This window comes from Bacillus sp. JJ783 (assembly GCF_036963225.1).
Classification (GTDB): Bacteria; Bacillota; Bacilli; order Bacillales; family Bacillaceae_G; genus Bacillus_A; species Bacillus_A cereus_U.
In genome coordinates, this window is the sequence record NZ_JBALMG010000010.1 from 53725 (window position 1) to 64102 (window position 10378).

Consider the following 10378-nt stretch of genomic DNA (forward strand, 5'->3'; position numbering starts at 1 on the left):
TGAGAAGAATCCTCTTGTGTAGCCTGTTGCTGTTTGTTTTGAGAAGAATCTTCTTGTGTAGACTGTTGCTGTTTGTTTTGAGAAGAATCCTCTTGTGTAGATTGCTGCTGTTTGTCTTGTGAAGAATCCTCAGTTTGTTCTCCATTTTTTTGCTGGCTATTCTTATCTTGGTTATGTTTCATGCTTCTAGTTTTCTTTTTGTTATTGTTCTCTTGATCGTTATACTGTTGTTCCGAGTCGTTTGTCTCTTTTGCTTCTGCTGTATTTGAGTTTTTTTTCTTACGTAACCAATTCCAAATCATATGTATGCCCTCTTTGATTGTGTAATATAGTGCTATTTTGTGGCTAATTTTGTATATTATTCATTTATTTATGAAAAGAAGGAGGAGATTGGTTTGCATAGAAAAAATCCTTTAGTAAGCAGTTCATAAAACGACGGGAAGAAGGCGAGTCTGTGCAAATTGTAAAAAAGGAGAAGTTTGTTTTAAAAGAGTTTGTGTTTGAAAATGGTAGGGAAATTCCTGTTCAAATGGGGTATGAGACGTATGGTGCTTTAAATAGAGAAAGATCAAATGCGATTTTGGTTTGTCACTATTTTAGTGCAACAAGTCATGCGGCTGGAAAATATACAGAGCATGATGAGGGGGCTGGTTGGTGGGATGAATTAATTGGACCTGGGAAAGCAATTGATACAAATAAATATTTCATTATATGTACTGATAATCTTTGTAATGTCCAAGTGAAGAACCCATATGTGATTACAACGGGACCGAAATCGATAAATCCGATGACTGGTTTTGAGTATGCGATGGATTTTCCAGTTTTCACATTTTTAGATGTAGCACGTATGCAATATGAGTTAATAAAAGATATGGGGATTGCTAGATTACATGCTGTAATGGGACCGTCGGCAGGTGGGATGATTGCGCAGCAATGGGCTGTCCACTATCCTCATATGGTAGAACGAATGATTGGAGTTATTACGAATCCGCAAAACCCAATTATAACGTCGGGAAATGTAGCGCAAAATGCGATCGAAGCAATTCAGCTTGATCCAAATTGGAAAGGTGGAAAGTACGGAGAGGAACAACCAACGAAGGGGCTTCGTTTGGCGAATAAAATGATGTTTATGAACGCATTTGATGAACATTTTTATGAAACGGCATTCCCGCGGAACAGTATAGAAATGGCACCTTATCAGCAATTTTCTGCATTAACATCATTTGAGAAAGAAATAAATAAAGTGACATGTAAAAGTATAGATTTAGTAGATGCAAATTCATGGATGTACACTACAAAAGCGGTCTTATTACATGATATTGCACATGGATTTTCTTCCTTAGAAGAGGCTCTTTCTAAGATTGAAGCGAATGTACTCATGATTCCATGCAAACAAGATTTACTTCAGCCGCCTCGTTACAATTATAAAATGGTAGACATTTTGCAAAAGCAAGGGAAGTATGCAGAAGTATATGAGATAGAAAGTATAAATGGGCATATGGCAGGAGCGTTAGATGTTCATTTATTTGAAAAGAAAGTTTATGAGTTTTTAAACCGGAAAGTATCTAGTTTTGTGTAGGAAATAATTAATGTGGAAAGGTGCATGATTTATAGTAGGCACCTTTTTTCACATGATTTGCAGACGGAAAATATATGAAGCGATTGATAAACCGAAGAAAGCTATACTAAGTAATAGAAATAAGAATGACATTTCTTGAGGGGATTTTATCTTTTTATTATTTTTCATACTAAGAGCAATAACTGCAACAACTAAAAAAATGATGCCCATAATGAAAAGAAAAAGTGTCATTTTAACTGGCTCCTTTCATCAAACAAGTATATTGAGGATACAACGCGCTAGTTATGTTTGTAAAGAATAAGTTTTGCGGGAAAATTGAGAAACAAACGTTCCATTCTTTGCGTTCCTTCCTTCGCGTGCTAAAATTGATGAGAAATGATTGTTTAAAGAAGAAACTGAAGGTTTTATTGTATATAAGGAGGAACTACATATGACAGAAGTAAAAACAATTACTACAGAAGAAGTGCAAGAGCGTTTAGAAAATGGAGAAACATTATTTTTAGTAGATGTAAGGGAAGATGAAGAAGTAGCGGCAGGAAAAATTCCGGAAGCTGTACATATTAAAATGGGCGATATTCCAAATAAAGTAGATTTCTTTGAGAAAGAGAATGAATATATCTTTATTTGCCGTTCGGGAATGCGTAGTGAAAATGTATGCCATTATTTAAATGAGCAAGGATTTAAAACGGTGAACATGGTTGGCGGTATGCTTCAATATGAAGGCGAAACTAAATAAGTAGCTGCAAAAACTTGAAACGTGTTTGTTTCAAGTTTTTTTCTTTTGCATACAGTGTATAAAAGGGGGATAGGTAAATGGGGATTAACATGCGTAAAGTAAAAATTATAAATAATACAGGGGCTGTTAATGTTGGTGACTGTTATGATATCTCACCTTTAGCTGTAGCGAAAATATATGCGGGTGCTGGAGGATCGAGTGCGGCTATTTTTTTAAATGGGAAGCGGCAGCCAGAAGCGGTGATTAGAACATCAGTATTTTTACCACCATTAGCGACGAGTACACGTACATTAGGTGCATAAAGGAAAGGTAGAGTGTAAGTATGCCTGCGCATATAAAAGAGTTTATTATTGTTAATAATACTGGGAATATATTTACCGGTGATAATTTGAGTGATACATCGTTTACTGCTTCGAAATCGTATAGTGGTTCAACGGGTTGCACTTGGATTGATGTTGTTACAGTAATAGGAACGGAGACGAAGCTTTGTTTACAGCCGGGAGATTCTGTGACGACAACATATACACGAGGTACTCCTGCTAGTAATCTAACAAGAGCAAATACGGGGCAAGGTGCAAATGTATCAAATATAGTACAAAGTGTCCCTAATACAGATAATATGGATTCAACAGCTGGACTCCCCTAAGAAATTAGGGGAGTTTTTATTTAAAAGAAGTATTGGAAACACTATAAATGGAAACCCGCTCGCTGGAACGATAAATGCTCCTTTAGTTGGCGTGAGTTCATTAAATGCGACAATTATTACTAACTTGCCTGCTGGAGCCGCTGTTAGCTTGCACTTATCTGGATTGCTTGGGGTTACATTATCTACGACAACGCCAGGGGCTACTCTGACTATTATTAGATTAAGTTAATCAGCAGAAAACCTTGGAACTTTTATGTTTCAAGGTTTTTTATTTGTTTGAGCAAAAACATCACGTTTCAAAAATATATTATAATAGAATGAAGAGAGGGATAAATTTGGCAGAAAGGGAGAGTGGCGATGCAGGAGAAGGTTAAAGATTTTTTCGGACGCCCACTTCAAGATTTGCGCATCTCTGTCATTGATCGTTGTAATTTACGGTGTACGTATTGTATGCCAGCGGAAGTGTTTGGTCCTGATTATGCTTTTTTGAAAGAGGAGTTTTTACTGACATTTGATGAAATCGAGCGATTAGCAAAAGTATTTGTTAGCATCGGTGTACGGAAAATTAGACTTACTGGCGGTGAGCCATTGCTCCGTAAGGATTTAACAAAACTTATCGAACGTCTCGTGAAAATTGACGGTTTAGTAGATCTAGGATTAACGACAAATGCGATTCATTTAACGAAGCAAGCGAAGGCGTTAAAAGAAGCTGGGTTACACCGAGTAAATGTTAGTTTGGATGCGATAGATGATAATGTGTTCCGTGCAATTAATGGCCGGAATATGAATACGAAACCAGTGTTAAAAGGAATTATGGCAGCGAAAGAAGCAGGCCTTGAAGTGAAGGTAAATATGGTTGTGAAAAAAGGGATGAACGATCATCAAGTACTTCCGGTTGCTGCGTATTTTAAAGAACAAGGAATTTCACTTAGATTTATTGAGTTTATGGATGTTGGCAGTACGAATGGATGGAATTTTGATCAAGTTATTACGAAACGAGAATTAATTGATATGATTCATGGGGTGTATCCAATTGAGCCAGCTGAAGCTCATTATTTCGGGGAGGTTGCGAAGCGGTATCGATACGTTGGAACGAATGTAGAGGTTGGTTTTATTACCTCCGTTTCTGAGTCATTTTGTTCTTCTTGTACGAGAGCAAGAATTTCAGCAGATGGAAAGTTTTATACTTGCTTGTTTGCGACAGAAGGAATGGATTTAAGGAAACTTCTGAGGGAAAACCTTTCAGATAATGAGTTATTAAAAGCTATACAAGATGTATGGGAGAATAGAAAAGATCGATATTCAGATGAACGGACAGAAGAAAGTGCGAAAAATCGTCCGAAAATTGAAATGTCTTATATAGGAGGATAAGAAAGGGGGATGTCGTATGCAAGAGCGATATTCAAGACAAATGTTATTTTCAGGTGTTGGGGAAGAAGGACAACGGAAAATAAGAAGGAAGCATGTGCTCGTCATCGGTGCTGGTGCGCTTGGAGCAGCGAATGCAGAAGCAATTGTTAGAGCAGGTGTTGGAAAAATAACAATTGCTGATCGTGATTATGTAGAATGGAGTAATTTACAAAGGCAACAATTATATACAGAAGAAGATGCGAAGCATTATAAGCCGAAAGCGATAGCGGCAGCAGAACATTTAAAAGCTATTAATTCCGAAGTAGAAATTGTACCGGTTGTGACTGATGTAACGGTGCAAGAAATGGAAGAGTTAATTAAAGGGGTAGATTTAATATTAGATGCGACAGATAATTTTGAAACGCGCCTGCTTATTAATGATATATCTCAGATGTATAACGTTCCGTGGATATACGGAGGATGTGTTGGAAGTTACGGAGTAACTTATACAATCTTGCCAGGAAAAACGCCGTGTTTTCGATGTTTAATGGAACATCCGGCGAGCGGAGCGACATGTGATACGGCCGGTATTATACAGCCAGCAGTGCAATTAGTAGTTGCACATCAAATAACGGAAGCCTTGAAAATATTAGTAGAAGATTTTGAGGCACTTCGTGAAACGATGCTATCATTTGATCTTTGGAATAATCAACAGATGGCATTTAAAGTGAATAGGCAGAAAAAGGATACATGTTTATCTTGTGGAAAGCTACGTACATATCCGAGTTTAACATTTGAAGCACAAACGAAAACAGAAGTATTATGTGGGCGAAATACAGTTCAAATCCGTCCAGGTGTGCGTCAGGGTTTTAATTTAGAAGAAATTAAAAAGCGCTTACAAAAAAGTGTGGATGTAAAAGAAACGCCATATTTATTATCATTTCCAGTGGAAGAATATCGTTTTGTTTTATTTACAGATGGCAGGGCGTTTATTCATGGTACGAATGATATGAATGTTGCGAAACGACTATATACAAGATATATAGGTTGAACCTAAAGGGAGATCCTTTAGGTTCAAATGGAAAAGGTAGGATTAAGAATTTCTAATATAATCTCCATTTTTTCCGCCCGTTTTTTCAAGTAAGTAGGTTTCGCCAATAATCATACCCTTATCAACGGCTTTACACATGTCATATACAGTAAGAGCGGAAGCGGAAGCGGCTGTTAAAGCTTCCATCTCAACGCCGGTACTACCTTCTGTTTTAACTTTTACTTCAATAAGTAGTCGATATTGTTCTTCTGACTGTTTCCAATCGAAAGAGACGTCAACACCTTTTAATAATAAAGGATGGCACATTGGGATAATATCAGAAGTACGTTTTGCAGCCATAATACCTGCGATTTGTGCGACGGCTAATACGTCACCTTTACCAATTTCATTGTGAGAGATTTTATCAAAAATTTCTTTCGTAACGAGAATGCTAGAGCATGCTATTGCTGTTCGAACGGTTATTTTTTTGTCACTGATGTCAACCATTTTAGCGCGCCCTTGGTCGTTGAAATGTGTGAATGAAGACATGGAATTCCTCCTTGAAGTAATTGCGATTTAATATATAAAGTGTAATCGAGATTAGATATTTTGCAAATATGAGGTGAGAAACAATGGTAGAAAAACGAATCCCGATTCAAGTTGCTGAGGCAGTAGAGCGGGTTATGAAATACGCTAAGCATGGTGAAGTAGAAGAAGTTTCTATTACAGAAAGTTACGGGAGGATTCTTGGAGAGGATGTTGTCTCAGATCACGACGTCCCTCACTTTGATCGTTCTCCTTACGATGGTTTCGCAATTCGAGCAGAAGATACGAAGGAAGCGAGTCAAGAGCAGCCGGTTGAATTTGAAGTAATAGGAGAAATCGGAGCAGGATCTGTTTTTACAGAAGAAGTAGGGGCTTTTCAGGCGGTTCGTATTATGACAGGAGCAGCTATTCCAGAAGATTGCAATGCAGTCGTAATGCTAGAACTGACGGAAGGATTCGAGAGGAACGAAAGTACATATATGAAGTTAAAACGTCCTTTCCAAAACGGTGACAATGTGTCATTTAAAGGAGAAGATATAAAACAAAATCAAGTCCTTGTTAAGAAAGGTGTTGTAATTAATCCGGGTGTTGCCGCATTATTAGCGACGTTTGGATATAGCACTGTGAAAGTTGTAAAACAGCCGGTTGTCGGTATTGTAACGACAGGCAGCGAATTATTAGAAGTGCATGAGGCGTTAGAGCCAGGGAAAATTAGAAATAGTAACTCTTATATGATTGCCGCTCAAATTATGAAAGCTGGCGGAAAAGTTCGTTACTATGGACAACTTGCCGATGAGTTAGACGCATGTTTTACAGCAGTTAAATCGGCGATGGGTGAGGTTGATATTTTAATTACAACGGGCGGTGTTTCAGTAGGGGATTACGACTATTTGCCAGCTATTTATGAAAAGTTACAGGCGAATGTACTCTTTAATAAAATAGCGATGAGGCCAGGGAGTGTAACGACAGTAGCTGAAGTTGATGGAAAGCTACTCTTCGGTTTATCAGGTAATCCGTCAGCTTGTTATGTAGGTTTCGAATTATTTGTGCATCCAATTATGAAAACGTATTTGAATGCGAAGGATCCTCACGTATATAGAGCCGATGCTATTTTACAAAAAGATTTTCCAAAGCCAAATCCGTTTACTCGTTTTGTAAGAGCGAAAGCGAGCGTTGTTAATGGGGCACTACAAGCGATGCCAGTCGGTTTAGATAAGTCGAGTGCAGTCTCTTCACTTGCGGATGCAAATGCTTTTATCGTGCTGCCTGGAGGAACGAGAGGATTTGAAGCAGGAATGAAAGTGTCTGTATTATTGTTAGAATGCTCTGAGGGAAGTGATTGGCCGTGGGCAAAGCCTCTTCAATCTTACAAATAGTAGGGTATCAAAATAGCGGGAAAACAACACTTGTAGAGAAGATGGTACATGCATTAGCTGAAAGCGAAATGAAGGTTGCTACAATTAAACATCATGGTCACGGGGGCTTTCCTGAAGTAGCACAAAAAGATAGTGAAAGACACCGAAAAGCTGGTGCTGTAGTAAGTAGTGTAGAAGGCGCTGGATTACTATCTCTGTCCTCTTTGCGAGATGAATGGTCCTTGCAAGAAATTATCCGCTTGTACGAATTTTTTGAAGTGGATACGATTTTAATAGAGGGCTATAAAGCTGAGGAATATCCAAAAATAGTGTTACTTCGTTCTGCGGAAGACGCTGAACTTTTACATAAAGTAGAAAATATAGCGGCGGTTATTACGTGGTATGATGCTCCGTCAAATGTACGAGAAGAATATAAAGTATTTCATATAACAGAAGAAAAATTGTATATAGACTGGTTTTTACAAACGGTTAGGGGTGCAAAATGATAAATACGTATTATGAAGTAATTGATGCAGAAATCTCGATTGAAGAGGTGGTAAAGAAAGTAGTTCGCCGTGAATGTGGTGCTGTCACAACATTTATCGGAACAGTTAGGGAGTTTACGAAAGGGCGTCGTACACTATACTTAGAGTATGTAGCTTATAAGACGATGGCAGAAAAGATGCTACAGAAAATTGGGTCAGAAGTGAAGGAGAAGTGGCCCGGTACACATGTTGCGATTACGCATCGCATCGGCACGCTGCAAATTTCTGATATAGCGGTTGTTGTTGCTGTATCAACGCCTCATCGCAAAGAGGCTTATGAAGCGAATGAATATATTATGGAGCGTATTAAGCAAATTGTTCCAATTTGGAAAAAGGAGTTTTGGGAAGATGGTGACTCATGGATTGGTGACCAATTAGAAAAAACACCATATCCAGCAGGAGAGCCTGGGAAGGAGTTATAAATATGATTCGAGTATTGTTATTTGCGAACTTGCAAGAAGAAGCAGGAACGAGTGAATTACAAATAGAGAAAGAAAATATTACGGTTGCAGAGTTAAAAGATATTGTTGCGAAAGAATATAATGTACCAGTGTCAGCGCCAATTATGGTTGCGATTAATGAAGAGTACGCAAATGAAGATGATACGATACAATCTGGTGATGTAGTTGCACTAATACCACCAGTGAGTGGTGGTTAATATTGGATTTGTGCTATAAAAAACGACTTTCCTACATAGGGAAAGTCGTTTTTTATGGCATTTTGGAGAACACTATCTTATAGGAAAAGGAGGAAGTTATGAAAAAGATATGTGTAATGATTTCAATGATATGTTCTGTTTTGTTCTTTTCTCCAAGCAATTCTTTGGCAAAAGAATCGACGGAACAGCTTTTAGAAAGTGCGTTACTGAATCGATATTACTCGGTTATAAGGCAAGTGACAGAAGATCAACATGAATGTGAATCCGTTACAAACATAAAGCGCATAGGGAAGAAAGATGAGTTTATTCCTAAATTTGCAGTTACGATACAATTTCTTACATTTCAAGGGGCACATAATCCGCCGAACGATCGTATTACACTCACTTTAGAAGATTATTTGGATCAAATAAAAATAAAAAAAGTAGAGCGAGAAAAAAATGTTTCTGGTGCGACTGCAGAAAAGGTTTGCGCACGAGCGAAAGAGAAAATGAAAGCTCATTTAAATGATTTAGAGTAGCGCCTTAAAAAAGGAATTTGTATGATTTTTAGTAGAGAGAATGAACGATGGATGTGGATAATGTGAAAATATATTGATAGGGCATAGCCGTGAGAAATCGGAAGAGAGATTCAACTATAAGTATCTATTAAAGAAACTGTCTAGTTTTTCAATAGAAAAAAGGCCAAAGAGATTTATCTCTTTGGCCTTTGTTACGCAAAAAAAATAGCGGTTGGCTATTTTTAAAATTAATGATTGATTGTATCTTGAAGAAATTCTGTTGCTTGATGTTCTGAAACATTCTGTACGAGCGCAACTTCACTAATAACCATTTTACGCGCATTATCTAGCATTTGTTTTTCGCTCGCATTTAATGCTCTTTCTTTATTGCGACGAAGTAAATCACGAACAACTTCTGCACTATCTTGAAGATTGCCGTTCTTCATTTTTTCCATATTCATTGTATATCTTTGTTTCCAAGAGAGTGAGGGGTCTGATTCCCCATGATGAAATTCAAGAAGTATACCATCTAACGTACCTTTATCGACGATATAACGTATACCTGATTTTTGTAATTGATCCATCGGAAGCATTACTTGCATATCTTTACTAATGATGCGTATAACACAATATTGACGCGTGTTGCCTAATATTTCTTTTTCTTCAATTGCTTCGATGATTCCTGCACCGTGCATTGGATAAACGATTTTATCACCAATTTGAAACAAATCATCCACCTCCATATGTGGTAACCATTTTTAATGATAACATACGAGGATAAAAATGTCAAATTTTATATAATATCATATCTGATATACTGTAGTCAATATATAAAAGTCGTTTTTTTATTTGTTTTTTCCCCTTATAAGCTGAATAAATAGGGGGAACTTTGTTAGAAAAATAGTACAGGCGCAGAAAGGAGGCATATCCACTTATTTTTAAGCATAAAATATAAAATCGCTAATACAATATACCTAAATCCGTTCTTTGCAAGGGAGGGAGAGAAGGTGGGGCGCACAATTAGAATTGATATTACAAATAAAGTTGTGGCTAAATTTAGGCAAGATTATTTGGAATTATATACGAGTAAGTTTATGATAGGTAAGTTTTATGTCTATACTGAAGATAAACAATATGTGTTAGAAGACGGATATATATATGAAGATGGAAAGTTTTATCGCATCATAGATACGCACCGTGGCAATAAACAAGCGGCGGAGGGCTGCGATCTAGGATGGTGTTAACATGATTCGTGTGAAAGTGTTTGATGAAAGTCATGAAAAAGACTTAGAAGAAGCTGTAAATGTATTTTTGAAAAAAATTGATGATGGAAATTTTGTAGATATAAAGTATCAAGTTGGTGTTTCAATTAACGATGATGAAAATCAAATTTATTGTTTTTCAGCGATGATTGTTTATAAAGCATAAAAAAGAGC

The 10378-nt window shown here is 37.2% G+C and carries 16 protein-coding genes and 2 pseudogenes; 14 read left to right on the plus strand and 4 right to left on the minus strand.

The features are described 5' to 3' along the window. A pseudogene (locus tag V7038_RS02755) lies at positions 1–302 on the minus strand (spore germination protein); the annotation flags it as partial. A 152-nt stretch (positions 303–454) separates the two neighbouring features. Here V7038_RS02755 and V7038_RS02760 point away from each other — a divergent pair. After that, positions 455–1579, plus strand: coding sequence for an alpha/beta fold hydrolase (locus V7038_RS02760; protein ID WP_335469038.1), 1125 nt, complete (start codon positions 455–457; stop codon positions 1577–1579). A 48-nt stretch (positions 1580–1627) separates the two neighbouring features. On the opposite strand, the gene V7038_RS02765 is transcribed toward V7038_RS02760, so the two are convergent. Next, positions 1628–1810: a hypothetical protein gene (locus V7038_RS02765; RefSeq protein WP_199659280.1), complete on the minus strand. Its 183-nt coding sequence runs from the start codon at positions 1808–1810 to the stop codon at positions 1628–1630. Between the two features lie 199 nt (positions 1811–2009). Here V7038_RS02765 and V7038_RS02770 point away from each other — a divergent pair, with 199 nt between their 5' ends. The 6 genes and pseudogenes from V7038_RS02770 to V7038_RS02795 all read left to right on the plus strand — a co-directional run bounded on the left by V7038_RS02770 (position 2010) and on the right by V7038_RS02795 (position 5362). After that, entirely contained in the window at positions 2010–2315 is a 306-nt protein-coding gene (locus tag V7038_RS02770) for a rhodanese-like domain-containing protein (protein WP_000141214.1), read from the plus strand. Positions 2316–2392: 77 nt separating this feature from the next. Continuing rightward, positions 2393–2617, plus strand: a complete 225-nt coding sequence (locus tag V7038_RS02775; protein ID WP_002184806.1) for a spore germination protein — start codon at positions 2393–2395, stop codon at positions 2615–2617. Positions 2618–2637: 20 nt separating this feature from the next. Beyond that, positions 2638–2961 (plus strand): hypothetical protein, encoded by a 324-nt coding sequence (locus tag V7038_RS02780; protein WP_204208857.1) that lies wholly within the window; start codon positions 2638–2640, stop codon positions 2959–2961. A 40-nt stretch (positions 2962–3001) separates the two neighbouring features. Beyond that, positions 3002–3190, plus strand: a pseudogene (locus V7038_RS02785) (BclA C-terminal domain-containing protein); the annotation flags it as partial. Positions 3191–3318: 128 nt separating this feature from the next. Continuing rightward, entirely contained in the window at positions 3319–4332 is a 1014-nt protein-coding gene (moaA, locus tag V7038_RS02790) for a GTP 3',8-cyclase MoaA (protein WP_335469045.1), read from the plus strand. 16 nt (positions 4333–4348) lie between these two features. Next, complete coding sequence (locus V7038_RS02795; RefSeq protein ID WP_070129079.1) at positions 4349–5362, plus strand: molybdopterin-synthase adenylyltransferase MoeB; 1014 nt, start codon at positions 4349–4351, stop codon at positions 5360–5362. A gap of 42 nt (positions 5363–5404) precedes the next feature. On the opposite strand, the gene moaC is transcribed toward V7038_RS02795, so the two are convergent. Then, positions 5405–5890, minus strand: a complete 486-nt coding sequence (gene moaC / locus V7038_RS02800; RefSeq protein ID WP_002160177.1) for a cyclic pyranopterin monophosphate synthase MoaC — start codon at positions 5888–5890, stop codon at positions 5405–5407. Positions 5891–5973: 83 nt separating this feature from the next. On the opposite strand from moaC, the gene V7038_RS02805 reads away from it, so the two are divergent. The 5 genes from V7038_RS02805 (at position 5974) to V7038_RS02825 (ending at position 8963) form a co-directional block, all read left to right on the plus strand. Further along, on the plus strand, positions 5974–7263 hold the full coding sequence (locus V7038_RS02805) for a molybdopterin molybdotransferase MoeA (RefSeq protein WP_335469050.1): 1290 nt from the start codon (positions 5974–5976) through the stop codon (positions 7261–7263). Beyond that, complete coding sequence (gene mobB / locus V7038_RS02810; RefSeq protein ID WP_071151606.1) at positions 7227–7748, plus strand: molybdopterin-guanine dinucleotide biosynthesis protein B; 522 nt, start codon at positions 7227–7229, stop codon at positions 7746–7748. The genes V7038_RS02805 and mobB overlap by 37 nt, the downstream gene beginning before the upstream one ends. After that, complete coding sequence (gene moaE / locus V7038_RS02815; RefSeq protein WP_335469054.1) at positions 7745–8209, plus strand: molybdopterin synthase catalytic subunit MoaE; 465 nt, start codon at positions 7745–7747, stop codon at positions 8207–8209. The genes mobB and moaE overlap by 4 nt, the downstream gene beginning before the upstream one ends. Before the next feature lie 2 nt (positions 8210–8211). Next, positions 8212–8445, plus strand: coding sequence for a molybdopterin converting factor subunit 1 (gene moaD, locus V7038_RS02820; RefSeq protein ID WP_000621795.1), 234 nt, complete (start codon positions 8212–8214; stop codon positions 8443–8445). Between the two features lie 98 nt (positions 8446–8543). Then, complete coding sequence (locus V7038_RS02825; protein ID WP_335469057.1) at positions 8544–8963, plus strand: DUF3888 domain-containing protein; 420 nt, start codon at positions 8544–8546, stop codon at positions 8961–8963. Between the two features lie 227 nt (positions 8964–9190). Here the strand turns inward: V7038_RS02825 and V7038_RS02830 are convergent, their stop codons facing one another. Then, positions 9191–9685, minus strand: a complete 495-nt coding sequence (locus tag V7038_RS02830) for a CarD family transcriptional regulator (protein WP_087945822.1) — start codon at positions 9683–9685, stop codon at positions 9191–9193. A 264-nt stretch (positions 9686–9949) separates the two neighbouring features. On the opposite strand from V7038_RS02830, the gene V7038_RS02835 reads away from it, so the two are divergent. Together V7038_RS02835 and V7038_RS02840 are read left to right on the plus strand one after the other, a co-directional pair. After that, positions 9950–10186 carry a DUF2553 family protein gene (locus V7038_RS02835; RefSeq protein ID WP_002089059.1) on the plus strand — a complete coding sequence of 79 codons (237 nt, stop codon included), beginning with the start codon at positions 9950–9952 and terminating at the stop codon, positions 10184–10186. A 1-nt stretch (position 10187) separates the two neighbouring features. Next, on the plus strand, positions 10188–10370 hold the full coding sequence (locus tag V7038_RS02840) for a sporulation protein Cse60 (protein WP_002112353.1): 183 nt from the start codon (positions 10188–10190) through the stop codon (positions 10368–10370). Positions 10371–10378: the final 8 nt, after the last annotated feature.